This window comes from Arthrobacter sp. SDTb3-6, assembly GCF_013376095.1.
Lineage (GTDB): Bacteria > Actinomycetota > Actinomycetes > Actinomycetales > Micrococcaceae > Specibacter.
In genome coordinates this window covers 1-21806 of the sequence record NZ_JAAMFN010000051.1, presented here as the reverse complement: position 1 = coordinate 21806, position 21806 = coordinate 1, and the positions used below count along the sequence as shown (strand labels likewise).

Below are 21806 nucleotides of genomic sequence, written 5' to 3'. Positions count from 1 at the left end.
GGCTAGATGAGCTGCGATGGTTCCGCGTGCCTGTCCTCGCAGGCGTCGCCGTGCTCGGCCAGCACGGCATCTTCGTGCAGCCCTGCGCGGATGCCCAGCGGAACGCCGGCCTTGATGCGCCTGCGGAAGCGTGGGTAGCCGAGGGCGAAGTACACGCCTGCGGCGGTCACGGAACCGGCCAGCCAGGACAGGTCGATCCCGCCCATGGCCGTGGCGACCGGACCCTGAAGGATGGGCATCCCGCCGTACATGAACAGCCAGGTCATGAGGATGCCTGCGAAGAAGGCGATGAAGGCGATGGGATTGACGGACTTGAGGGACGTGGACTTCGCGTCCAGGAACAAGTACGAGTAGTCCTTGTGGTGCCGTTCAAAGATGAAGTAGTGGACGGCCATGATGCCGCCCCAGGTCGCGACCCAGGCGACAATCGTGCCGAGCCAGGTGTCCAGGATCGCCGCAAAGTCCTGGGCAAACATGAAGGCGATCACGGCGCCCATGGACAGGATGCCGACCAGGATCGAGAGCTTGCGGCGGGAGATCTTCACATCAAGGGCCTGGAAGGCGACGCCGAAGGTGTACAGGTTGATGATGTTGGTGGCGATGGGGCCGTGGATCACCAGCAGGATGACCGGGATGGCCATGGTGCCGAAACTGGAGACAATCAGTTCCCCGGGATCGGCCGAGCCGTTCTTTGTCGCGAGGCTGGCGCCGAGGATGCCCAGCCAGACGACGGGCAGGAACTGCCCCAGGACGCTGACCAGAAACAGCTTGGCCGGCTTGACGGTGCGGCTGACGAAGCGGGAGTAGTCGGGGGCGTACGTGAACCAGCCGATGCCCCAGCCGATGCCGATGACGGTCATGATCGCGGACATGGCCGCAATGCGGGGCATGCCTGACAGGACGTGGCCGGCCGGGCCTGCATACCCCCAGTTGATGTTCAGGTGCGTCCAGGCGATGATGGACATCGCCACCAGCACGATGATCGTGGGAGGCATGGTGAGGCGTTCGAACTTCGCGATGGCGCGGTAGCCGCGGTAGCAGATGGCCACCTGCACGCCCATGATGACGGCGGCCACGGCGATGCGCACCAGGATGTTGCGCTGGTGGGGATCAACCCATCCGATCATGCCGAACAGTGCCATGACCAGGTCCAGGATGACCCAGGTGTTGACCGCGGACCAGCCGATGGCGATGGTCGCCTGGATGGCTGCCGGGAGGTAGGCGCCGCGCCTGCCGAAGGCGCCGCGTGCCAGCAGCATGCCGGTGGCACCGGTGCGCTGGCCGAGGATGACGAAGAAGCCAAAGCCGGCCATGCCGATCAGGTTGCCGGCGATCAGCACAATCAGGGTGTCGCGCAGGCCCAGTCCCAGCTGGATGCCGAGGGCCCCGAGGATCCAGTTGATCGGGGCGACGTTGGCGCCGGCCCAAATCCAAAACTGGCCGGACAGCTTGGTGGTCCGTGCCGTTTCGGGGATGGGCTGCAGCATGTCTTCAACCTCGACGGTCGCCGACTCTGGCGGCCGTTGCTGGGTGCGGTTCATGCGGGTCTCGATTCGCTGCAGGGTGGTGTGGGCTTCAAACTTGTTCCAGCCTATGGGTGAGCTGGCACACAGCCTAGGGACATTGTGATTACACTAAGTGGAAAACAAGTGACTAAAAGTCGCATTTCAACGTCGGGAATCCCATGATCACTCTTGCCGAAGTCCTTGCCTCCCAGTCCATGTCGGCCGCCGGGCCGGAGCTGTGCAGCAATATCCCCGGCACGCTCCAACGAGTTGTCCGGTGGGTGCATTCGAGTGAGGTGCTGGAGATTGCCCCGCTCCTGCGCGGCGGGGAGCTGCTGCTCTCCGGCGGGGAGGGGCTGCTGGCCCTGCCCGACGACCAACAGCGGGACTATGTCCGCAGCCTGGCGGGGCGGAACATCGCCGCCCTGGCCCTGCAGACGGCCGGCCGCGACGCGCCCCTGCCCGACGGGCTGATTGCCGCCGCCAACGAGAGCGGGCTTCCGTTGATCGAGCTGCATGCCGTCGCGCCGTTCGTTGACATCGCCGAATCGGTGAACCGCCGTGTGGTCAACGAGCAGGCGGACGCGCACCTGGTGGTCGACGACGTCTCACGCCGGATCGCGCGCCACATCACCGACCGGGGGCCGCACCTGCCGACCATCCTGGGGATGGTGGCCTCGGCGCTGGGGGTGGAGGTGTCGCTGGCGGCAGCCGACGGGCTGCCCCTTGGCCAGGCTGGCAGTGTGGAGGGCGGCGAAGGGTCGACGGCGGTGGCCGGCATTGTGGTCGGCGGGCAGCTGGCGGCCCAGCTGACGCTCCGGTCGCCGTCGGAGGATTCACTTGTATTGGAGCTGGCCGCGGACAGGCTGTCGGGCATTTTTGCCCTCGCCCTGGCGCAGTCGTTTCGGCCCACGCCGGCGCAGGTGGCCGAGGCGCGCCTGTTGGAATCGGTCATGGAGGGCGGGGACGGCGGCAGCGTGCGCCTGCTGTGGCAGCAGGCCGGGCTGCGGCCGGAACAGGCCGCGGTCATGGCCGTTTTTCGCACCTCCGGCAGGGAGGCGAACTTTACCGCCGTCGAACGTGCCCTGCGCGCCGGGGGAGTGAACGCCAAGTCCCACCTGCGCGACGGCGAGCTGGCCGTCTTGTTCGCCCTGGCGCCAAATACCGCCCGGGCGGCGCGGGAGGCGCTGATCGCCGCGGCGCGGGAGGCGGTGCGCGGCGCGGACGTCTGCGCGGCTTTCGGGCCCGGCGTGGCCGCCGGGTTCCGCGCCCACGAGTCCTACGTGGAGGCGCGGGAGGTGCTGCGGCTCGGCGCGCCGGCCGGCGGGCAGGTGCTCGACGCCATGGAGTTTTTGGGCCGGCGCATCCTGGGCGCGGTGCACGGGCAGGCCTTCATGGACCCTTATGTGCGCTCCAGCATGGGGGAGCTGCTCGCCTGGGACCGGAAGCACGGCACGGAACTGCTCAAGACACTTGTGTGCTGGCTGGATTCGGGCTGCAACACCACCGGCTCGGCCGCCACGCTGAACATTGAACGCCAGACCATGCACAAGCGCCTGAACAAGATCGCCGAGCTGCTGGGCGGGGACCCCCGCACCTCCGGCAGGTTGTTCGACATCCACATTGCCGCCAAGGCTGCAGCCAACGGCGTCCCGGGCGGGCGTGCCGCGGGCGGTCCGGCCTAAAGGACGCTGCGGACTGTCTTCTCGAAGCTGGTCACATGCTCCAGCGCCAGGCTGCCGGCGAGCCCGGCGTCGCCGTCGGCAATGGCCTCGAGCAGCGCCACGTGCTCGGCGATGTGCCCGGCCACGGACGGAATCTTGTCCAGCACCAGGCACCAGATGCGGGTGGCCAGGTTGTCATACCGGATGAGCACGTCCTCCAGGTGCGGATTGGCGGCGGCCGCATAGATCTGCCGGTGCACCGTGATGTCAAAGCGCATGAGGGCCAGCTGGTCCGCTCCGGCGGGGTCGGAGGCCGCAATGTCCGCTGCCAACTGCCGCAGGCGGGCCCGCAGGTCCGCGGTGGCGCTCCGTGCCGCGCGCTGGGCCGCCAGCGGCTCCAGCAGTTCACGGATCTCGGAAATGTCCGCCAGTTCCGTGATGTCAACCCGGGTGGCAAAGGTGCCGCGCCGCGGGTAGGAAACCACCAGGTGGTCGCTTTCAAGCCGCTTGAGGGCCTCGCGCACCGGCGTGCGCCCAATGCCCAGCTGGCCGGCCAGCGCCGAATCGTTGATGGCCTCGCCCGGACGGATCTCCAGCATGATCAATTGGTCCCGCAGGTGCCGGTAGGCCTGCTCGGAAAGCGGCAGGCCGGCGTCCCCTGCCGCCACCTCGTTCTCCACTGCAAGACTCATCATGTCCCCGTTCCTTCCCGTTTGGCCGCACCGGCCCGGAGGCCTGCGCCGGTCATATTCCCGTGGCGCTTGACTCCACGTGAGCTACACCATATTGTTGCACTCAATCTAATATATCAGTTATGTATTAGTCCACTAGCAGTTGTGCATTAGATCGAGATTGCAAAGGAGCTTTCCCATGGTAAACGTGCTCACCAGCACCCTGGCCGGTGTTGACGCCGAGGTGGATGCGGCCATCGCCGCCGAACTTGGCCGCCAGCAGACCACGCTGGAAATGATCGCCTCTGAAAACTTTGCCCCGGCCGCCGTCATGGCCGCCCAGGGCTCCGTACTGACCAACAAGTACGCCGAGGGCTACCCCGGGAAGCGCTACTACGGCGGCTGTGAGCACGTTGACGTGATCGAGCAGCTGGCGATCGATCGGATCAAGGCCCTGTTCGGGGCCGAGGCCGCCAACGTCCAGCCGCACTCCGGCGCACAGGCCAACGCGGCAGCCATGTTTGCGCTGCTGGAGCCGGGGGACACCATCATGGGCCTGGACCTGGCCCACGGCGGCCACCTGACCCACGGCATGCGGATCAACTACTCCGGCAAGCTGTACAACGTGGTCCCGTACCACGTGCGCGAATCCGACATGACGGTGGACATGGCCGAGGTGGAGGCGCTGGCGCTGGAGCACCGGCCGAAGCTGATCGTCGCCGGCTGGTCCGCCTACACCCGCCAGCTCGACTTTGCCGAATTCCGGCGCATCGCGGACCTGGTGGGCGCCTACCTCATGGTGGACATGGCCCACTTTGCCGGCCTGGTGGCCGCGGGGCTGCACCCCAGCCCCGTGCCTTATGCCGACGTCGTCACCACCACCACGCACAAGACGCTGGGCGGCCCGCGCGGCGGCGTCATCCTCAGCCGCGAATCGCTGGCCCGCAAGATCAACTCCGCCGTTTTCCCCGGCCAGCAGGGCGGGCCGCTGGAACACGTGATCGCCGCCAAGGCCGTCTCCTTCAAGATCGCCGCGTCCCAGGACTTCAGGGACCGCCAGCAGCGCACGCTGGAAGGGGCCAGGATCCTGGCCGAACGCCTGCTGGCGCCGGACGTTGCCGAATACGGGATCTCCGTGGTGGGCGGCGGCACCGACGTCCACCTGGTCCTGGTGGACCTGCGCAACTCCGAACTGGACGGGCAGCAGGGCGAGGACCGCCTGCACCGGATCGGCATCACCGTCAACCGCAACGCCGTCCCGTTCGACCCCCGGCCGCCGATGGTGTCCTCCGGGCTGCGGATCGGCACCCCGGCCCTGGCCACCCGCGGATTCGGCCCGGCCGAGTTCACCGAGGTGGCGGACATCATCGCCGAGGCCATCAAGGGCGAACTCAGCGAGGAAGCGGCCGTGCTGCTCCGCGACCGGGTCACCGTCCTGGCCGAAAAATTCCCCCTTTACCCCAACCTCTCCGGCACGCCACGCACCGGAACGACCCCGAACGGAGACGCACAGTGACCACCGAACACCTGCCGGAGCACCCCGACTTCCTGTGGCGCAACCCGGACCCCAAAAAGTCCTACGACGCCGTGATCGTCGGCGGCGGCGGGCACGGCCTGGCCACCGCCTACTTCCTGGCCAAGAACCACGGGATGACGAACATCGCCATCTTGGAAAAGGGCTGGCTGGCCGGGGGCAACATGGCCCGCAACACCACCATCATCCGCTCCAACTACCTGTGGGATGAAAGCGCCGCCATCTACGAACACGCGCTCAAGCTGTGGGAGATCCTGCCCGAGGAACTCGAGTACGACTTCCTGTTCAGCCAGCGCGGCGTCATGAACCTGGCACACACCCTCGGCGACGTGCGCGAGAGCGTGCGCCGGGTGGGCGCCAACCAGCTCAATGGGGTCGACGCCGAATGGCTGGACCCCAAGCAGGTCAAGGAACTGTGCCCCATCCTGAACATCAGCGACAACATCCGCTACCCCGTCATGGGCGCCACCTACCAGCCGCGGGCCGGCATCGCCAAGCACGACCACGTGGCCTGGGCCTTCGCCCGCAAGTGCGACGAGCTCGGCGTGGACATCATCCAGAACTGCGAGGTCACCGGCTTCATCAAGGACGGCAACAGGGTCACCGGCGTGCAGACCAGCCGCGGCACCATCAACACCGAAAAGGTGGGCCTGGCCGCGGCCGGGCACAGCTCGGTCCTGGCGGAGCTGGCCGGCTTCCGCCTGCCGATCCAGTCGCACCCCCTGCAGGCCCTCGTCTCGGAGCTGCACGAACCCGTCCACCCCACGGTGGTCATGTCCAACCACGTCCACGTCTACGTCTCCCAGGCCCACAAGGGCGAACTGGTCATGGGCGCCGGCGTCGACTCCTACAACGGCTACGGCCAGCGCGGCTCCTTCCACGTGATCGAGGAACAGATGGCGGCCGCCGTCGAACTGTTCCCGATCTTCGCCCGGGCCCACGTGCTGCGCACCTGGGGCGGGATCGTGGACACCACCATGGACGCTTCGCCCATCGTCGGCACCACGCCGGTGGAGAACATGTTCGTGAACTGCGGCTGGGGCACCGGCGGCTTCAAGGGCACGCCCGCGGCCGGGCTGACCTTCGCGCACACCATCGCCACGGGCGCCCCGCACGAGCTGAACAAGCCGTTCTCGCTGGAGCGCTTTGAAACCGGGGCCCTCATCGACGAACACGGCGCCGCCGCCGTGGCCCACTGACCCGGCCCCGACCTTAGACAAGGAGCACACAATGTTGTTGTTTTCATGCCCCAACTGCGGGCCGCGCAACGAAACCGAATTCCACTACGGCGGGCAGGCACACGTGGCCTACCCCGAACACCCGGAGGAACTCTCCGACCGCGAGTGGGCCGAGTACCTTTTCTACCGCGAGAACCCCAAGGGCCTCTTCGCCGAGCGCTGGGTGCACAGCGCGGGCTGCCGCAAGTGGTTCAACATGGTCCGCGACACCGTCAGCTATGACATCAAGGCCGTCTATCGGATGGGCGAAGCGCCGCCGGTGGAACTGGCCGCTGCAGCCGCCACGCAGGCAGCCACCAACCACAACGCACCGGAAGGAGCAAAGCCATGACCGCACCCACCAACCAGCCCGCCAGGCTCGCCAGCGGCGGCCGGATTGACCGCAGCATCACCTGGAACTTCACCGTCGACGGCGCCAGCTACACCGGCCACCCGGGCGACACCGTGGCCTCCGCGCTGATCGCCAACGGCCGCCTGGCCGCCGGCAACTCGTTGTATGAGGGACGCCCCCGCGGCATTCTCTCGGCCGGTGTCGAGGAATCCAACGCCCTCATCAAGTTGGCCGGCCGGTTCCCCGGCCACGCCGCCGAGTCCATGCTCCCTGCCACGGCCGTGCCCCTCGTGGACGGGCTCGACGCCGAATTCCTCTCCGGCCTGGGCAGGCTGGACCCGGCCGACGACCAGGCCGTCTACGACAAAAAGTACGTCCACACGGACGTCCTGGTGGTGGGCGGCGGCCCCGCCGGCCTCGCCGCCGCACGTGAAGCGGCCCGCACCGGCGCCCGCGTGATCCTCATCAACGACCAGCCCGAGCTCGGCGGCGCCCTGCTTTCCGGCCGCGACGAGCTCATCGACGGCAGGCCTGCCCTCGACTGGGCGGCCGACGTCGAGGCGGAGCTGCTGACCGGCGAGGAATGCACGGTGCTGCACCGCACCACCGTGTTCGGCTCCTACGACAGCAACTTCCTGATCGCCGTGCAGAACCGCACCGACCACCTGCTGCAGGAACCCGGCGACGGCGTCTCCCGCCAGCGCATCTGGCACATCCGCGCCAAGCAGGTGGTCCTGGCCACGGGCGCCCACGAACGCCCGATCGTGTTTGAAAACAACGACCGCCCGGGCATCATGCTCGCCTCCGCCGCCCGCAGCTACCTCAACCGCTACGGCGTGGCGGCCGGCTCCCGCGTGGTCATCGGCACCACCAACGACAGCGCCTACCAGCTCGCCGCCGACCTCCTGGCCGCCGGCATCGAGGTGGCCGCGGTCGTGGACGCCCGCACGCAGCTGTCCGACGTTGCCGCCGCCATGGACGGGGACCTGCGCATCTTGACCGGCAGCGCCGTGGTCAACACCGCGGCGGACGGTGACGGGCGCGTGGCATCCGTCCAGGTCGCCGCGATCGACGACGACGGCGCGCCCGCCGGCCCCGCCGAAGACATCAAGACCGACCTGCTGGCCGTCTCCGGCGGCTGGAGCCCGGTGGTGCACCTGCACAGCCAAGCGCAGGGCAAGGTCCGCTGGGACCTGGAGCTGGCCGGCTTTGTACCGTCCACCGTGGTCAAAAACCAGCAGGTCGTCGGCGCCGGCCGCGGCAGCTACGTCCTGGCCGACTGTGTTGCCGAAGGCGCCACGGCCGGTGCGACGGCCGCCGTCAACGCCGGCTTCGCTACTGCCTCCGCCGTTGCCGCCGCCACCGCGGCCGCAGCCCGCCCCGCCCGCCCGGCGCAGCCCGCCGGACCCACCCGTCCGCTGTGGCTGGTCGGCGGCACGGAAGGGACGGCGTCGGACTGGCACCACCACTTCGTGGACTTCCAGCGCGACCAGAGCGTGGCGGACGTGTGGCGGTCCACCGGGGCCGGCATGCGCAGCGTGGAGCACATCAAGCGCTACACCTCCATCAGCACCGCCAACGACCAGGGCAAGACCTCCGGCGTCAACGCCATCGGCGTGATCGCCGCCGCGTTCCGCCAGCAGGGCACCGCCGTGGACCCGGACATCGGCGCCATCGGCACCACCACCTACCGGGCTCCGTTCACCCCCGTGCCGTTCGTGGCCCTGGCAGGACGCCAGCGCGGGGAACTGTTCGACGCAGCCCGCCGCACCTCCATCCACACCTGGCACGAGGCCCACGGCGCCCTGTTCGAGGACGTGGGACAGTGGAAGCGCCCCTGGTACTACCCGCAGCCGGGCGAGGACATGGACGCGGCCGTGCTGCGCGAATGCGCCGCCGTCCGCGACTCCGTGGGCTACATGGACGCCACCACGCTCGGCAAGATCGAGATCCGCGGCAAGGATGCGGGGGAGTTCCTGAACCGCATCTACACCAACGCGTTCAAGAAGCTCGCCCCCGGCTCCGCCCGCTACGGGGTCATGTGCACCCCTGACGGCATGATCTTCGACGACGGCGTGACGCTGCGCCTGGACGAGGACCGCTATTTCATGACCACCACCACCGGCGGCGCCGCCAAGGTGCTGGACTGGCTGGAGGAATGGCAGCAGACCGAATGGCCCGAACTGGACGCAACCTTCACCTCGGTGACGGAGCAGTGGACCACCGTCGCCGTCGTCGGCCCCAAGTCCCGCGCCGTGCTGGCCAAGGTGGCCCCGGAGCTGGACCTGGACAACGAGGCCTTCAAGTTCATGGCGTTCCGGGAGACGGTGCTTGCCTCCGGCGTGGAGGCCCGGGTGTGCCGCATCTCCTTCTCCGGCGAGCTCGCCTACGAGATCAACGTCCCGGCCTGGTACGGCCTGGCCACGTGGGAGGCCGTCACCGAGGCGGGGGCCGAATTCAACATCACCCCCTACGGCACCGAGACCATGCACGTTCTCCGCGCCGAAAAGGGCTACCCGATCGTCGGCCAGGACACGGACGGCACGGTCACCCCGCAGGACGCGGGCATGGACTGGGTGGTCTCCAAGGCCAAGGACTTCATCGGCAAGCGCTCCTACCGGCGCGCCGACGCCGTCCGCGACGGCCGCAAGCACCTCGTCAGCGTGCTGCCGGTGGACCACTCGGTCCGCCTGCCGGAGGGCACCCAGCTGGTGGAGGCCGGCGTCACCGTGAACCCCGCCTACGGGCCCGTGCCGATGCAGGGCTTCGTCACCTCCAGCTACCACAGCGCCGCCCTGGGCAGGTCCTTCGGCCTGGCCCTGATCAAGGACGGGCGCAACCGGATCGGTGAACGCATGGTGGCCGCCGTCGGCTCCGAGCTGGTGGACGTCGTTGTTGGGGAAACAGTACTTTTTGATGCAGAAGGGAAGCGCCGAGATGGTTAACACAGCAGAAAACACCCAGGTCCGGGCACTGCGCCGGAGCCCCGCCGCGCACCTGTGGGAGGACTTCACCCGCGGTTCGGTGGAGGGCAGCCACGGCGTGGCCCTCCATGAGGTCCCGTTCCAGACAATGGTCGGCATCCGCGTGGACCCCCTGTCCGAGGCCGGCGTGCGGATCGCTGCCGTCACCGGCGGCCTGCCGGTGCGCTGCGGCGAGGTCGCCGCCGGTCCGGACGGGGTCTCCGTGCTGTGGCTGTCCCCGGACGAGTTCCTGGCCGTGGCCCCGGACGACGGCGGCCGCGCGGACCTGGTGGAGGCCCTCACCGCCGCGCTGGGCGCGGATGCCGGGCAGGTCGTGGACCTCTCCAGCAACCGCACCACCCTTGAACTGTCCGGACCCAGCGCCCGTGAGGTGCTGGAGAAGAGCTGCGCGGCGGACCTCCACCCGCGCGCCTTCGCCGCCGGCACGGCCATCACCACCGAGGTCGGCAAGATCCCGGTGCTGCTGTGGAAGAGCGGCCCGGACACGTTCCGGTTGTTCCCGCGGGCGTCGTTCGCGGACTACCTGGGCCGCTGGCTCCTGGACGGCATGCGGGAATTCGCCGCTGCGGGCAACCCGGCATGGCACTAAGCGTCCTTGACCTGTTCTCCATCGGCATCGGGCCCTCCTCCTCCCACACGGTGGGCCCGATGCGGGCGGCCAAGCGCTTTGCCGACGGCCTGGCGCACGACGGCGGGCTGTCCGGCGTCGTGCGCGTCCAGGCCGAGCTCTTCGGCTCGCTGGGCGCCACCGGCCGGGGCCACGGCTCCGACAAGGCCGTGGTGCTGGGGCTGGCCGGCCATGAGCCCGAAACCGTGGACACGTCCAAGGCGGACGACCTCGTGGCCGCGGCCGCCCTGGATGCCGAGCTGATGCTGGCCGGCACGCGCCGGGTGGAGTTCAATTTCGAGGAGGACGTGCTGCTGCACCGCCGGAAGTCGCTGCCGGCCCACCCCAACGGCATGACGTTCCGCGCGTTCGACCACCTCGGGGACGTGTTGCGCGAGCGCAGCTACTACTCCGTGGGCGGCGGCTTCGTGGTGGACGAGCAGGCCGTGGGTGCCGACCGGGTGGTCCTGGACGACACCGTGCTGCCGTACCCGTTCACCACCGCCGACGAACTGCTGGCCACCTGCGCGCGGGAGGGCCTGTCCATCTCCGGGGTCATGCTGGCCAACGAGATGGTCTGGCACACGGAGGAGGAACTGCGGGCCAAGCTGCTGGACATCTGGTCCGTCATGCGCACCTGCGTGGACAACGGGTGCTCCGCCGAGGGGATCCTGCCCGGCGGGTTGAAGGTCACCCGGCGCGCGCCACGGCTGCTGGCCGAGCTGCAGCGCGGGGAGGATGCGGCGGACCCCCTGCGGGCCATGGAATGGGTGAATCTCTTTGCCCTGGCCGTGAACGAGGAAAATGCCGCGGGAGGCCGGATCGTCACCGCACCCACCAACGGGGCGGCCGGCATCATCCCGGCCGTGCTGCACTACTACACGAAGTTTGTGCCGGGCGCGGACGACGACGGCGTGGTGCGGTTCCTGCTGACGGCGGCGGCCATCGGCATCCTCTTCAAGCTCAACGCCTCCATCTCCGGAGCCGAGGTGGGCTGCCAGGGGGAGGTCGGCTCGGCGTGTTCCATGGCCGCCGGCGCGCTGTGCGAGGTGCTGGGCGGGACGCCCGTCCAGGCCGAGAACGCGGCCGAGATCGGGATCGAACACAACCTGGGCCTGACCTGCGACCCCGTGGGCGGGCTGGTGCAGATCCCGTGCATCGAGCGCAACGCGATCGCCAGCGTCAAGGCGATCAACGCGGCGCGGCTGGCCCTGCACGGGGACGGCAGCCAGAAGGTGTCCTTGGACAAGGCGATCAAGACCATGCGCGAGACGGGGGCGGACATGAAGAGTAAATACAAGGAAACATCGCGTGGGGGCCTGGCCGTGAATGTGATTGAGTGCTGACATGAGCGAAATTGCAACGCGGCCCGAAACGGCCCAGTACGTGCTGACCCTGGACTGCGCGGACAGCCCCGGAATTGTCAACGAGATCTCCTCGGTCCTGCTGAAGCAGGGCGCGGACATCATCGACCTGCGGCAGTTCAGCGACCGCCAGCACCTGCGCGTGGTGCCGGACATGCCCGAGCCGGACGGGCATTTCTTCATGCGGCTGCACTTTGCCGCCCCGGCAGGCGCGGAAACGACCGCGGTGCTGCGGGCGGACCTGGAGCCCGTGGCGCTGCGGCACAACATGCGGTGGGACCTGCGCCCGCACGGCGCCAAGCGCCGTGTGCTGATCATGGTCTCGAAGTTCGAGCACTGCCTGAACGACCTGCTGTTCCGAACGCGGAAGGGGGAGCTGCCGGTGGAGGTCGCGGCGGTGGTGTCCAACCACCCGGACCACCAGCGGCTGGCCGAATGGCACGGCATCCCCTTCCACCACATCCCCGTCACGGCCGGGACCAAGCCCGAGGCCGAGGCGAAGCTGATGGAGCTCGTGGACGCGTACGACGTCGAACTGGTGGTCCTGGCCCGCTACATGCAGGTGCTCAGCGACGGACTCACGCGCCAGCTGGAGGGGAGGGCCATCAACATCCACCACTCCTTCCTGCCGTCGTTCAAGGGTGCCAAGCCGTACCACCAGGCCTACGCGCGCGGCGTGAAGACCGTCGGTGCCACGGCACACTACGTCAACAGCGAGCTGGACGAAGGGCCCATCATTTCCCAGCAGGTGATTGAGGTGGACCACGCCTACGGCCCGGAGGACCTCGTCGCCGCCGGCCGGGACACCGAATGCAAGGCGCTCAGCAACGCGGTGCGCTGGCACTGTGAAGGGCGCGTGATCGTCCAGGGCAACCGGACCATCGTCCTGCGCTGACCTTGTGAGGGCGGCCATCCGCACGGCACCTGCAGGTGCCGTGCGGATGGCCGTCCTTGGCCGTTTAAGGCCCGTTCCGGCGTCGCGCGTGACCCTGCAGGGAGGAACGGGACGGCACTGTGGCCACCGCCCACCAGTGACTTATAGTCGATTTTTTGTCCAATTCCAGTGACACAATGTATCTTGTTTACTGTGATTTATGGCACATACGCTTGGGACGTCCCCTCAACAATGGAGGTTTTCCATGCGAGAAACCAGTTCTTCCCCGACGGGCAGCGTCGCCCACGGGAATCATCCGTCACCTGTTGGCGACGTCGAACAAAACCTGCAGGCGATCCCTGAATCGTCGCGCACCCGGAGCGTTTCCGGACAATTTTGGATTTGGGCCGGCGCGAACCTCGCACCGATCAACTGGGTTCTGGGGGCCCTGGGCATCCAATTGGGCCTCAGCTTTGCCGACACCGTCACCGTGCTGGTCGTCGGCAACCTGATCGGCATGGCCCTCTTCGGGCTGTTTGTGCTGCTCGGCCAGCGCACCGGCACCACGGGCATGGTCCTGGCCCGCGCAGTGTTCGGCCGCCGCGGCAACTACCTTCCCAGCGCCATCCAGGCCGTCCTGGTCATCGGCTGGTGCGCCGTCAACACCTGGATCATCCTGGACCTGGTCATGGCCCTGATGGGCAAGCTTGGCCTGGTGGACCCGGCTGCGGCCAACGTGGGGCCGAAGGTTGTGGTCGCGGCCCTCATCATGGGCATCCAGGTCACCATCGCCTGGTTTGGCTACAAGGCCATCGCCGCCTTTGAACGCTGGACCGTCCCGCCCACCCTGCTGGTGCTGATTGCCATGTCCGCCGTGGCGTGGTTCGGCATGCACATCGACTGGTCCTACGCAGGACCCGCCGGTCACATCCTGCACGGCGCCCCCCGGATTGCCGCGATGACCGGCGTCATGACCGTCATCGGGATCGGCTGGGGCATCACCTGGTTCACCTACGCCGCCGACTACTCGCGCTTCGTCAGCCGCAGCGTGCCGCGCCGCAAGGTGTACATGGCTTCCGTCTTCGGCCAGTTCCTGCCCGTGGTCTGGCTCGGAATCCTCGGCGCCAGCCTCGCCACCAAGAGCGGCACGGCCGATCCCGGCAAGTTGATTGTGGACAACTTTGGGTTGCTGGCCATCCCGGTCCTGTTCCTGGTGCTCCACGGACCCATCGCCACCAACATCCTGAACATCTACACGTTCTCCGTGGCCGCGCAGGCCATGGACATCAAGATCAAGCGCCGTGCCCTCAACGTGTTCGTCGGGGTCCTGGCCCTGGTGGGCGTCGTGTTCTTCGTCATGCAGGAATCCTTCGCCAACACGCTGAGCACCTGGCTCGGTGCACTCGTGGCCTGGGTGGCCGCCTGGGGCGGCATCATGCTGGTCCACTACTTCTGGGTGGACAAGCGGAAGCCTGTCGGGGTTGACAGGCTCTTCGATCCGATCGGCACCAAGCGCCTCCCCGTCATCAACTGGGCCGGCATCACGGCCCTGCTGGTCGGCATCTTCTCCACCTGGCTGTTCATGTACGGCGTAGAGCCGATCATGCAGGGACCCATCGCCACGGCCATGGGCGGGATCGACCTCTCCTGGCTGGCCGGCGGCGTGGTCGCCGCGGCCGTCTATGCCATCCTTGGCCCGCGGGTCCACGCCCGCTACGCCACCGACGCCGTGCAGGGTGTGGCCGCGGCGGACCAGCCGGCCGGAGCGGTGCCTGTTTCCGAGGGCGTGCAGGCGCTGGCGCCACAGGTCCTGGCCGTTGACACCGTGGAAAACGGCACGCTGCCTGGCACTGCGCTGCCGGATGCGCCCGCCGAGCTGGTCAACGACTAAGCGCGGCGGCCCGCCATGCCCGGCAACTGCAACCAGGGAGAACTGTGATGACCAGCCGCACCGCAGCCGCCGCACCGGCCCGTCCGGGCGGGGCACGAAACTGCAGGAGGCCGTAATGCCGGTCATTGTCGGCTACGTGCCCACCCCCGTTGGCGAGGCGGCACTGGAACGCGGAATCCACGAGGCCAGCCTGCGGGGGGAGCGGCTGGTCATCGTGAACGCGTCCGCGGGCGACGCCGCCGAGGGGGACTCGGCCATTGCCACGGCCGCGGCCGTGGCCCGCGTGGCGGGCCAGCTGGAAAACGCCGGGATCGGGCATGAGATCCGCCAGCCCCAGCGGGCCGGTTCCCCGGCCGATGAGCTGCTTCGCATTGCCGCCGAGGACGAGGCCTCGCTGATCGTGATCGGCCTGCGCCGCCGCTCGCCCGTGGGCAAGATCCTGTTCGGGAGCACCGCGCAGGAGGTGCTGCTCAACGCAGACTGTCCCGTGGTGGCGGTCAAGCCGGACCGGCACCCGCGGCGCGGCGGGCGTCAGCCGACGATGCTCCCGAACGCCAGGCCCAGCAGGTAGGTCGCTGCCGCGGCGCCCATGCCGATGGCAAGCTGCCGCAGGCCGCGCCACAGCGGCGACCCCCCGGAGAGCAGGCCGACGATGCCGCCGGTCCCCAACAGGACCAGGCCCACCAGGACGCAGGCCAGCACCAGCGCGCCGATGCCGGTCATCCCGAACAGGAACGGGATGATCGGCACAATGGCGCCGGAAGCAAAGAAGCAGAAGCTCGACGTCGCGGCGCCCCAGGCGGTGCCCAGCGTCTCATGCTCGTCGGCCTTTTCGAAGGTGTCCGGCCGCAGCGACAGGCTGGGGTCGCAGTCGCAGCTGTATTGGCCCAGGCGTTCGGCGGCCCGGTGCTCGGCCGCTTCGCGCGACATGCCGCGGGCCAGGTAGACCAGGACCAGCTCATTGTTTTTCAGGTCCAGCGACGGTGCCGCGGTTAAGGTGACCTGGGTGGGGGTGGAGGCGTCCAGCAGTTCGCGCTGGGAGCGGACGGAAACAAATTCGCCGGCCCCCATGGACAGCGCACCTGCCAGCAGGCCGGCAACGCCGCTGAACAGCACCACCTGGCTGCCCACCCCGGTCGCGGCCATGCCCATGACCAGCGACAGGTTGGACACCAGGCCGTCGTTTGCGCCAAACACGGCTGCGCGGAAGGAACCGGCCAGCCGGTTGCGCCCGCGCGTGGCCAGCCCCCGGACCACCTCTTCGTGGATGGATTCGTCTGCGGCCATGGCGTCCGTGGCATCCACATCCGTGGCATAGGGGGACCGGGATTCGGAACGCTGGGCGAGGGCCAGCACAAAGACCGAGCCGAAGCGCCGGGCCAGCAGGCCGAGCAGGCGGTTGCGGGCGGAGGCCCGGGCGGGCGGCCCGGCGTGGCTGCCCAGCATCGCCAGCCAGTGCTGCTCATGCCGGCCCTCGGCTTCGGCAAGGGCGAGCAGGATGGCCTTCTCTTCGCCTTCCCGGCGCTTGGCGAGGTCGCGGTAAACCGCCGCCTCGGCCCGCTCGTCGGCCAAATATTGCTGCCACCGCTTGATTTCTGCAGGGGTGGGAATGCGCTCGGGCATGGTGTGGAACTCCTCAAGTCAGCCATTACTTTAGCCCTTTTGCCGGCGGGAAACTGGCCGGTGGTCCTCGAAAAAAGGTTTCGGGGAACCTCAACCGGCACCCTGTGCCGGGCCTGTGCCCCTGCTCCGGCGCCCGGGACTGCGCCGGGGGCCGGGACTGCGGTAATCTGGCACCATAAGGAGTGGTGATGCAGCCCACATTCGCCCGTGACGAACGAACGCCCACGTTGATAACGTCCGTCAGCCGTGCGCTGGCCGTGCTTGACTGCGTCGGTTCCGCCTCCCGCCCGCTGCCGGCGAAGTTCATCGCGCGGGCAACGGCGTTGAGCCTGGGCACCACCTACAATGTGCTGCGCACGCTGGCGCACTCCAACTATGTTGTGCAGGACTCCGACGGCTTTGTCCTCGGCCCGGCCCACCCCGCCCTGGCCGCGGACAGCGGGGCCGTGGCGCTGGCCCAGGGCCGCGCCGTGCTCAACGGCATCCGCGACGAACTGCGCGTTGCCACGTACCTGAGCCGCTACGTGGACGGCGAAATTGAAATGGTGGACATTGTGGACGGGCCGCTTTCGCCCCGGGTCGATTTGTGGGTGGGGCTGCAGGACGGCGCCCACGCCACCGCCTTCGGCAAGCAGATCCTGGCGCAGCTGGACCCCCAGTCGCGGCTTGACTACATCACGCGCCACCCCCTGGAAGAACTCACCCCGTACACCATCTGTTCGCCACGGGAGTTCCTGCGCCGGCTTGAGCCCCGCCCCGCCGTCACCGTGGACCTCCAGGAGTACGCACTGGGGTTCACCTGCCTGGCCGTGCCCGTGGCGACCTCTTCCTGGCTGGGTGCGCTGGCCGTTTCCTTCCCGGCGTCAGGTGCCCGGGGAACCTTGCACCAGGACTACGCGAAGGTGCTTCAGGATGCTGCCACGCAGCTTGCCGTGGTGCTGGGCGTCAATCCCGAACACGGTCAAGGGCAATAATTTCATCGGCTGAAATATCGCACCGTGCCGCCGTCGGGCAGTTGTGCCTAGGCTCAAGTGACAAGGGCAGGCGACGCCTGGAACCGGGGCACGCAGCCGCGTCCAGCGGCTGGTGCCCCAGTGCCCCGCGGACACAAGGAAGTGGTGATGAGGATGGAAACAACTGAGGCCGTGACGGGGCTGCGCACCGAACAACGGCTGGGCCTGTTGCGCCAAATGATCCTGATCAGGACCTTTGAGGAAGCAATACTGCGCGAATACCACGCAGACAAGAGTCCGGGCTTTGACATTGGAAAGGGCCTGGTCCCCGGTGAAATGCACCTCTCGGCAGGGCAGGAACCGGTGGCTGCCGGGCTGTGCGCGCACCTGGAAACCGGTGACGCGCTGACGGCAACACACCGCCCGCACCACCTGGCCATTGCCAAGGGCATGGACCTGCGGTCGCTGGCCGGGGAAATCTTTGGCCGCGAATCGGGGCTGGGCCACGGCCGCGGCGGCCACATGCACCTTTTTGACCCGTCCATCCACTTTTCCTGCTCGGGCATTGTGGCCGAGGGATTCCCGGCGGCACTAGGGCAGGCGTTCGCGTTCCAGCGGGCGGGCACCAACAGCGTTGCCGCCGCGGTGGCGGGCGAAGGGGCTGCCAACGCCGGCCCGTTCCACGAGTCGCTGAACCTGGCGGCGCTGTGGAAGCTGCCGGTCATCTTCGTCATCGAGGACAACGACTGGGGCATCTCCGTGGCCCGGGACGCCTCCACTGCGGTGCCGTCCAACGCCGTCCGTGCCGCCGGCTACGGCATGCCGGGCATCCGGGTGGAGGGGAACGACGTCGAAGCCGTCCACGCCGCGGCCGGCGAGGCCGTGGCGCGTGCCCGCGCCGGCGGCGGGCCCAGCCTGATCGAAGTGCACACCCTGCGCCTCTGGGGCCACTTTGAAGGTGACGCCCAGGGGTACCGGCCCGAGCTTGCCGGCGTCCCGGACAAGGACCCCATCCCGGCCTACCGGCAGCAGCTGGGCGACGCCGGGCTCCTCAGCGACGCGGACGCCGCCGCCATGGAAGGCGAGGCGCGCACCCGGGTGGAGGACGCCGTCGAACATGCCAAGGCCTCGCCAACGCCCAACCCGGCCGAGGCACTCAAGTACGTCTTTGTGGAAGGAGAATAGCCATGGGTGCAACATCAAATGCGACGGCGGCCCAAACGTCCCTGCCGGTGGAACCGGACGCCGGGACGCGCCGGCTGAACACGGCCAAGGCCCTGCAGGAGGCCATCGGCTCGCAAATGGAGCAGGACGATTCCGTGTTTGTGATGGGCGAGGACGTGGCGGCCTACGGCGGCATCTTCTCCTCCACCACGGGGCTGCTGGAGAAATTTGGCCCGGACCGGGTCATTGACACGCCGATTTCCGAGTCCGCGTTCATCGGCCTCGGGATCGGGGCGGCAGTGGAAGGCATGCGGCCCATTGTGGAGCTCATGTTCGTGGACTTCTTCGGCGTGTGCATGGACCAGATCTACAACCACATGGCCAAGATCCACTTCGAATCCGGAGGCAATGTCAGGGTGCCGATGGTGCTCATGGCCGCGGTGGGCGGCGGCTATTCCGACGGCGCGCAGCACTCGCAGACGCTGTGGGGGACGTTCGCGCACCTGCCGGGCATGAAGCTAGTGGTCCCCTCCAACCCGTACGACGCCAAGGGGCTCATGACGGCGGCCATCCGCTCCGACGACCCCGTGGTGTACATGTTCCACAAGGGCGTCATGGGGCTGGCCTGGATGGCGAAGAACAAGCGCTCCATCGGTGCCGTGCCGGAGGAGGACTACGTGGTGCCGATCGGCAGGGCCAAGGTGGTCCGCGAAGGCACGGACGTGAGCATCGTGACGCTGTCCCTGTCCGTCCACCACAGCCTGGATGTGGCGGAGAAGCTGGCGGGGGAGGGCATCAGCGTCGAAGTGCTGGACCTGCGCTCGCTGGTGCCGCTGGACCGTGAGGCAGTCATCGCCACCGCAGCCAAGACCGGCCGCGTGGTCGTCGTGGACGAGGACTATGAATCGTTTGGCCTGTCCGGGGAAATTGCGGCCACGATCACCGAACACGACCCCACGCTGCTCAGGCACTTCAGCCGGGTCTGCGTGCCGGACGTGCCCATTCCCTACGCCCGCGAACTGGAATATGCTGTGTTGCCAACGGCCGCACGCATTGAGGCCGCAATCCGGACGGCGGTCACTGCATGAAGGAAATCCTGTTCCCCATGATGACGGGCGACGCCTCCGAACCCGGCGTGCTGGCCACCTGGTACGTTGCCGATGGTGACGCGGTGGCCGAAAAGCACCTGCTCGCCGAGGTGGCCATTGACAAGGTCGACGCCGAGATCTACGCGCCCGAAGCCGGCACCGTCCGGCTGCGGGTGGAGGAAGGCGACGAGGTGGCCCAGGGGGCGGTGATCGCGGTCATCGAGTAGCCTGGCGCCGTCCCCGCCGCGGGTAGCCTGCCATCGGGCTGCTGACACCTCAAGGAGAACACTCATTTCAGCCACGTTTAACCACACCATCATCGCCTCGCGGGACCGCGAGGAGTCAGCGCGCTTTTACACCGGGCTGCTCGAAGCGCGCCCGGTCGCTTCATGGGGCCCGTTCACCAACATCCTCCTGGACGGCGGCGTGATGCTGCAATTTGCCGAACCGCCGGTGGAGATCCAGATGCAGCACTACGCATTCCTCGTGGACGACGCACATTTTGACCGCGCCTACGCCCGTCTGGTGGCCACGGAAGTGCTGCACTGGGCTGACCCGCAAATGACGCGGCCGTACGAGACGAACACCGAGCACGGCGGGCGGGGTGTTTATTTCAAGGACCCTTCCGGGCATGCCTTGGAACTCATCACGCGCCCGTACCTGTGACGGGGCTACTGGACGGCGAGCCGGAAACCGATCCGGTGCCCGGACCGCACGCCGGTCTGCGCCACGGTGACCACCAGGGTGCCGATTTCCGGGATCCACTGCGCCGGGCGCACGGCCCGGGCAAGCGCATCGAGCAGTTCGGCCGGTTCGGCGGACCAGTACTGGCGGTGGCCGCCGGGGGTGAAAAAGGTGACGGAACCGAGGTTGGTGTCCACGGCGGGGAGCACCGGGATGCCCTCGGGCCGGCGCCGGGCGGCGGCTTGGGCCCCTGTGGCCGGCTGCGTCCGGGAGGTGCGGTGGGTGCGGTTGACGGAAGTAATGGTCATGGTCATTGCCCTTTGGAAGTGCTCTTGCCCGTGGCCGGTTGGCCGCGGGCCGCTTCCTCATCCGAGCCACCCTGTGAACATGGGGTTGGCGTGCGACCAGTCGGAGCTTGGTGTCGCATCTCTTGAAGCTGGCACCACACTAGCCGTTTAAGGCATGACGGCGCGGGGCGGCGTAATAAATTACGCCGCCCCGCGCCTTAGTGCATGTCGCGGGTGGTCGATCCCGTGGAGACTTGGGCGTCGGACCTGCCAAGACCCGGCTACCGGGCCTTGGTCAGCGCCTCGATGGCGTGAACATTGGAATCGCTGGCGGCTGCCGCGGGCTGCCTGACCCACGTCTTACGGACTTGGGCCGTTGTCGAAGATCGCGACGCACCGGTCCGGGGGCGAGGACCAAACGACCCGGATGCGTCCGGTATCGGCTCGCTCGCCTCGACCCAGCGATTGTCGCAGTCAGAAGAGTGGCCGTGTGGACGGAAATCTTGTCCCGTACAAGGCTCGTTCACCGGGCATTTTTGCGGGCGGGGTCTACGGGAATCCGCCAGCCACGGAAGTCCGAAGATTTCCAAGTGAGAACATTTCGCTCGCTCCTGCACCGCTGCCCGACCGGCTTACGGGACAGTCCGAAATGCCTATCCGGACGGACCCCTTCCGGGTGCTTGCGAGGATAGGACGGCGGGGGATCGCTACCTGTTGCCCAACTCGGAGTAACCGATCACCCGCGCGTAAGCGCCGCCATTACCCGCGTTTGCGCACTGTCTCGATCCACACCCGCAGCGACCAACGCACGATCCAGGCGGTCGCTATGGACACTCAGTACCCCGAACAATAGGTGCTTGATCCCGACGTGATCGGAATGAAGCTCCCGCGCGGTGCGCTGCGCCGCCTTGAGGACCTCCAGAGACATGCGGGTGAACGGCAACGATTCTGAGGTGTCCTGCGGACCAGCGGAGGCGAAACGCATTATCGCATCACGCACTTCATCCGGCCAGACGCCCAGCGCCGTCTGCACCGTGTTCGGATATGCGTGCAAAAGCCCTAATAGTAGATGCTCGGGACCGATGTACGCGTCATGCATCATTGCCCTTGACTCTTCCTGAGCAAGGACCACCGCCCGCCGGGCACCGTCGGTGTAATTCCCAGAAAACTTTGAACCGCTCATGCCCTGAAGCGTAGTCTTCGCGGCGCGCCGGCACCACGGGCGCGCCTCCCCCGGAGGAGGATCTCCTAGCCCGGCCGCTAATCGAGCAGCGGCCGTGTCAGGCGTTCCCGCTGACGGTTCGTCATACCGGCAGCTACGCAATGGGGCATGCGGGCCCGCCT

Annotated in this window: 20 protein-coding genes and 1 riboswitch; of the genes, 15 read left to right on the top strand and 5 right to left on the bottom strand. The window is 67.9% G+C overall.

Annotation, left to right across the window (positions count from 1 at the left end; genetic code table 11):
* Positions 1-2: 2 nt before the first annotated feature.
* Positions 3-1541 carry a cytosine permease gene (locus tag G6035_RS17660; protein ID WP_218063325.1) on the bottom strand — a complete coding sequence of 513 codons (1539 nt, stop codon included), beginning with the start codon at positions 1539-1541 and terminating at the stop codon, positions 3-5.
* 143 nt (positions 1542-1684) lie between these two features.
* On the opposite strand from G6035_RS17660, the gene G6035_RS17655 reads away from it, so the two are divergent.
* The gene (locus G6035_RS17655; RefSeq protein WP_176618417.1) at positions 1685-3190 is read left to right on the top strand and encodes a PucR family transcriptional regulator ligand-binding domain-containing protein; all 1506 of its coding nucleotides are present in this window, start codon (positions 1685-1687) and stop codon (positions 3188-3190) included.
* On the opposite strand, the gene G6035_RS17650 is transcribed toward G6035_RS17655, so the two are convergent.
* Positions 3187-3861, bottom strand: coding sequence for a GntR family transcriptional regulator (locus G6035_RS17650; protein WP_176618419.1), 675 nt, complete (start codon positions 3859-3861; stop codon positions 3187-3189). The genes G6035_RS17655 and G6035_RS17650 overlap by 4 nt on opposite strands.
* A 178-nt stretch (positions 3862-4039) precedes the next feature.
* On the opposite strand from G6035_RS17650, the gene glyA reads away from it, so the two are divergent.
* From glyA to G6035_RS17605, 9 genes are all read left to right on the top strand, one after another.
* A complete protein-coding gene (glyA, locus tag G6035_RS17645) occupies positions 4040-5356 on the top strand; it encodes a serine hydroxymethyltransferase (RefSeq protein WP_176618416.1) in 1317 nt (438 codons plus the stop codon).
* Positions 5353-6573, top strand: coding sequence for a sarcosine oxidase subunit beta family protein (locus G6035_RS17640; protein ID WP_176618415.1), 1221 nt, complete (start codon positions 5353-5355; stop codon positions 6571-6573). The genes glyA and G6035_RS17640 overlap by 4 nt, the downstream gene beginning before the upstream one ends.
* A 31-nt stretch (positions 6574-6604) precedes the next feature.
* Entirely contained in the window at positions 6605-6943 is a 339-nt protein-coding gene (locus G6035_RS17635) for a sarcosine oxidase subunit delta (protein ID WP_176618414.1), read from the top strand.
* Entirely contained in the window at positions 6940-9888 is a 2949-nt protein-coding gene (locus tag G6035_RS17630) for a 2Fe-2S iron-sulfur cluster-binding protein (protein ID WP_176618413.1), read from the top strand. Before G6035_RS17635 ends, G6035_RS17630 begins: the two co-directional genes overlap by 4 nt.
* Positions 9881-10516 (top strand): sarcosine oxidase subunit gamma, encoded by a 636-nt coding sequence (locus tag G6035_RS17625; protein WP_176618412.1) that lies wholly within the window; start codon positions 9881-9883, stop codon positions 10514-10516. Before G6035_RS17630 ends, G6035_RS17625 begins: the two co-directional genes overlap by 8 nt.
* Positions 10507-11880 carry an L-serine ammonia-lyase gene (locus G6035_RS17620; RefSeq protein WP_176618411.1) on the top strand — a complete coding sequence of 458 codons (1374 nt, stop codon included), beginning with the start codon at positions 10507-10509 and terminating at the stop codon, positions 11878-11880. The genes G6035_RS17625 and G6035_RS17620 overlap by 10 nt, the downstream gene beginning before the upstream one ends.
* A 1-nt stretch (position 11881) precedes the next feature.
* On the top strand, positions 11882-12793 hold the full coding sequence (gene purU, locus G6035_RS17615) for a formyltetrahydrofolate deformylase (protein ID WP_176618410.1): 912 nt from the start codon (positions 11882-11884) through the stop codon (positions 12791-12793).
* 244 nt (positions 12794-13037) lie between these two features.
* Positions 13038-14663: a cytosine permease gene (locus G6035_RS17610; protein WP_176618409.1), complete on the top strand. Its 1626-nt coding sequence runs from the start codon at positions 13038-13040 to the stop codon at positions 14661-14663.
* A gap of 115 nt (positions 14664-14778) precedes the next feature.
* Positions 14779-15234: a universal stress protein gene (locus G6035_RS17605; RefSeq protein WP_176618408.1), complete on the top strand. Its 456-nt coding sequence runs from the start codon at positions 14779-14781 to the stop codon at positions 15232-15234.
* Here G6035_RS17605 and G6035_RS17600 read toward each other — a convergent pair.
* Positions 15195-16286, bottom strand: coding sequence for a VIT1/CCC1 transporter family protein (locus G6035_RS17600; RefSeq protein ID WP_176618407.1), 1092 nt, complete (start codon positions 16284-16286; stop codon positions 15195-15197). The genes G6035_RS17605 and G6035_RS17600 overlap by 40 nt on opposite strands.
* A 188-nt stretch (positions 16287-16474) precedes the next feature.
* Here G6035_RS17600 and G6035_RS17595 point away from each other — a divergent pair, with 188 nt between their 5' ends.
* The 5 genes from G6035_RS17595 (at position 16475) to G6035_RS17575 (ending at position 20157) form a co-directional block, all read left to right on the top strand.
* Positions 16475-17260 carry an IclR family transcriptional regulator gene (locus G6035_RS17595; RefSeq protein WP_176618406.1) on the top strand — a complete coding sequence of 262 codons (786 nt, stop codon included), beginning with the start codon at positions 16475-16477 and terminating at the stop codon, positions 17258-17260.
* A gap of 153 nt (positions 17261-17413) precedes the next feature.
* Positions 17414-18424, top strand: coding sequence for a thiamine pyrophosphate-dependent dehydrogenase E1 component subunit alpha (locus G6035_RS17590; protein WP_176618405.1), 1011 nt, complete (start codon positions 17414-17416; stop codon positions 18422-18424).
* A gap of 2 nt (positions 18425-18426) precedes the next feature.
* Positions 18427-19491 (top strand): alpha-ketoacid dehydrogenase subunit beta, encoded by a 1065-nt coding sequence (locus G6035_RS17585; RefSeq protein WP_176618404.1) that lies wholly within the window; start codon positions 18427-18429, stop codon positions 19489-19491.
* Complete coding sequence (locus G6035_RS17580) at positions 19488-19718, top strand: biotin/lipoyl-containing protein (RefSeq protein WP_176618403.1); 231 nt, start codon at positions 19488-19490, stop codon at positions 19716-19718. The genes G6035_RS17585 and G6035_RS17580 overlap by 4 nt, the downstream gene beginning before the upstream one ends.
* A 1-nt stretch (position 19719) precedes the next feature.
* On the top strand, positions 19720-20157 hold the full coding sequence (locus G6035_RS17575; protein ID WP_218063326.1) for a VOC family protein: 438 nt from the start codon (positions 19720-19722) through the stop codon (positions 20155-20157).
* A gap of 5 nt (positions 20158-20162) precedes the next feature.
* On the opposite strand, the gene G6035_RS17570 is transcribed toward G6035_RS17575, so the two are convergent.
* Together G6035_RS17570 and G6035_RS17565 are read right to left on the bottom strand one after the other, a co-directional pair.
* Entirely contained in the window at positions 20163-20483 is a 321-nt protein-coding gene (locus G6035_RS17570; protein WP_176618402.1) for a hypothetical protein, read from the bottom strand.
* Positions 20484-20498: 15 nt separating this feature from the next.
* Positions 20499-20611, bottom strand: a riboswitch (SAM riboswitch).
* A 587-nt stretch (positions 20612-21198) separates the two neighbouring features.
* The gene (locus G6035_RS17565) at positions 21199-21645 is read right to left on the bottom strand and encodes a Clp protease N-terminal domain-containing protein (RefSeq protein ID WP_176618401.1); all 447 of its coding nucleotides are present in this window, start codon (positions 21643-21645) and stop codon (positions 21199-21201) included.
* Positions 21646-21806 lie beyond the last annotated feature (161 nt).

What these genes read in the sequence shown, in the direction of transcription:
- G6035_RS17660 (WP_218063325.1), bottom strand. Translation starts at nt 1,541, where the DNA reads ATGAACCGCACCCAGCAACGGCCGCCAGAGTCGGCGACCGTCGAGGTT.
- G6035_RS17655 (WP_176618417.1), top strand. Translation starts at nt 1,685, where the DNA reads ATGATCACTCTTGCCGAAGTCCTTGCCTCCCAGTCCATGTCGGCCGCC.
- G6035_RS17650 (WP_176618419.1), bottom strand. Translation starts at nt 3,861, where the DNA reads ATGAGTCTTGCAGTGGAGAACGAGGTGGCGGCAGGGGACGCCGGCCTG.
- glyA (WP_176618416.1), top strand. Translation starts at nt 4,040, where the DNA reads ATGGTAAACGTGCTCACCAGCACCCTGGCCGGTGTTGACGCCGAGGTG.
- G6035_RS17635 (WP_176618414.1), top strand. Translation starts at nt 6,605, where the DNA reads ATGTTGTTGTTTTCATGCCCCAACTGCGGGCCGCGCAACGAAACCGAA.
- G6035_RS17630 (WP_176618413.1), top strand. Translation starts at nt 6,940, where the DNA reads ATGACCGCACCCACCAACCAGCCCGCCAGGCTCGCCAGCGGCGGCCGG.
- G6035_RS17625 (WP_176618412.1), top strand. Translation starts at nt 9,881, where the DNA reads ATGGTTAACACAGCAGAAAACACCCAGGTCCGGGCACTGCGCCGGAGC.
- G6035_RS17620 (WP_176618411.1), top strand. Translation starts at nt 10,507, where the DNA reads ATGGCACTAAGCGTCCTTGACCTGTTCTCCATCGGCATCGGGCCCTCC.
- purU (WP_176618410.1), top strand. Translation starts at nt 11,882, where the DNA reads ATGAGCGAAATTGCAACGCGGCCCGAAACGGCCCAGTACGTGCTGACC.
- G6035_RS17610 (WP_176618409.1), top strand. Translation starts at nt 13,038, where the DNA reads ATGCGAGAAACCAGTTCTTCCCCGACGGGCAGCGTCGCCCACGGGAAT.
- G6035_RS17605 (WP_176618408.1), top strand. Translation starts at nt 14,779, where the DNA reads ATGCCGGTCATTGTCGGCTACGTGCCCACCCCCGTTGGCGAGGCGGCA.
- G6035_RS17600 (WP_176618407.1), bottom strand. Translation starts at nt 16,286, where the DNA reads ATGCCCGAGCGCATTCCCACCCCTGCAGAAATCAAGCGGTGGCAGCAA.
- G6035_RS17595 (WP_176618406.1), top strand. Translation starts at nt 16,475, where the DNA reads ATGCAGCCCACATTCGCCCGTGACGAACGAACGCCCACGTTGATAACG.
- G6035_RS17590 (WP_176618405.1), top strand. Translation starts at nt 17,414, where the DNA reads ATGGAAACAACTGAGGCCGTGACGGGGCTGCGCACCGAACAACGGCTG.
- G6035_RS17585 (WP_176618404.1), top strand. Translation starts at nt 18,427, where the DNA reads ATGGGTGCAACATCAAATGCGACGGCGGCCCAAACGTCCCTGCCGGTG.
- G6035_RS17580 (WP_176618403.1), top strand. Translation starts at nt 19,488, where the DNA reads ATGAAGGAAATCCTGTTCCCCATGATGACGGGCGACGCCTCCGAACCC.
- G6035_RS17570 (WP_176618402.1), bottom strand. Translation starts at nt 20,483, where the DNA reads ATGACCATTACTTCCGTCAACCGCACCCACCGCACCTCCCGGACGCAG.
- G6035_RS17565 (WP_176618401.1), bottom strand. Translation starts at nt 21,645, where the DNA reads ATGAGCGGTTCAAAGTTTTCTGGGAATTACACCGACGGTGCCCGGCGG.